This window comes from Streptomyces prasinopilosus, assembly GCF_001419695.1.
Lineage (GTDB): Bacteria > Actinomycetota > Actinomycetes > Streptomycetales > Streptomycetaceae > Streptomyces > Streptomyces prasinopilosus.
The window spans coordinates 1-1,262 of sequence record NZ_LIRG01000573.1 but is presented as its reverse complement, the minus strand read 5'-3'; the positions used below and the strand labels follow the sequence as shown (position 1 = coordinate 1,262).

At 69.8% G+C, this 1,262-nt stretch carries 1 protein-coding gene and 1 pseudogene; one reads left to right on the top strand and one right to left on the bottom strand.

The window, feature by feature from the left end:
- Window positions 1-27 precede the first annotated feature (27 nt).
- On the bottom strand, window positions 28-915 hold the full coding sequence (locus AOK18_RS22350) for an RNA polymerase sigma factor SigF (RefSeq protein ID WP_055574301.1): 888 nt from the start codon (window positions 913-915) through the stop codon (window positions 28-30).
- Between the two features lie 186 nt (window positions 916-1,101).
- Here AOK18_RS22350 and AOK18_RS34570 point away from each other — a divergent pair.
- Window positions 1,102-1,262: pseudogene (locus AOK18_RS34570) on the top strand (helix-turn-helix domain-containing protein); the annotation flags it as partial.

Genomic DNA, 1,262 nt, shown 5'->3' with positions numbered 1-1,262 from the left:
CGCAGCCGCATTCCCTGTCCCGTGCCGTCAGGCGCAGCCGAGCTCGCCCAGCATGCCCTCGCGCAGCCGGCCGATGATCCGCTTGATCAGGCGGGAGACGTGCATCTGCGAGCACCCGAGCCGTTCGCCGATCTCCGCCTGGGTGGCCTCCTCCACGAACCGCATCCGGATGATCTCGCGGTCGCGGTCGCTCAGCTCGGCCATGAGCGGCGCGAGCGCGTGGAAGTCCTCGACGAGCCGCAGCCCCTCCTCCTCCATGCCGATGAAGTCGGCCAGGACGGATTCGCCGTTCTCGGGGCCGTCACCGGTGAGGGCGGCGTCCAGCGACGACGAGTTGTAGCCGTTCGCGGCCAGCCGGCCCTCGTTGACCTGCTCCTCGGTGAGGTTCATCAGGGTGGCGAGCTCGGCGACCGTGGGCTCGCGGTCCAGCCTGCTGGCGAGCTCCTCGCGGGCCTTGGCCAGTTCCACCCGCAGCTCCTGGAGCCGGCGCGGCACGTGGACCGCCCAGGTGGTGTCACGGAAGAAGCGCTTGATCTCGCCCACGATGTACGGCAGCGCGAAGGAGGTGAACTCGACCTCGCGCGACAGCTCGAACCGGTCGATCGCCTTGATCAGACCGATCATGCCGGTCTGGACGATGTCCTCCATGTCGTCGCCGCGGCCGCGGAACCGTCCGGCCGCGAACCGCACCAGCGACATGTTCATCTCGATCAGGGTGTTGCGCGCGTACTGGTACTCGTGCGTGCCCTCCTCCAGTTCCGCCAGGCGGCGGAAGAACTGGCGGGACAGCTCCTTGGCATCGCGCGGAGCGACGGCCTTGGGGTCGACGACCCCGGGCAGGCTTCCGTCACCCGTCCCGGCCTCGGCGTTTCTTTCGACGGCCTGCGCCTGCGAGCGGATCACGGCGGTCTTCATTACCTCTCCCCACGAAAGTCCGATGGACACGTGCCTTGGTCCTTCGGGGTTGCGACTACCCAGCTTCGTACCGAACACTCCACCCGATTTCCAGGAATCCTCACCGTGACGCGCGGTGCCCTCCCCTTCACTCAGAGCGGAACTCCCCTCCCTTCCCCCCGGGGCGGGGATTCCTACGCTGGAGGAGTGAGAAACCAAGCGCCCCCCGCCACCGGTGTCGTCCCCCTGCGGCCCGCGGCCGCACGCCGCGCCGCCGCTCCGCCGGCACCCGCTCCCGCTCCCGTTCCAGCGGCTCCCCCTCCCCGGGAGCCGCTGTGGCGCGACCTGGTCGGCGACGTGCTGCGCCG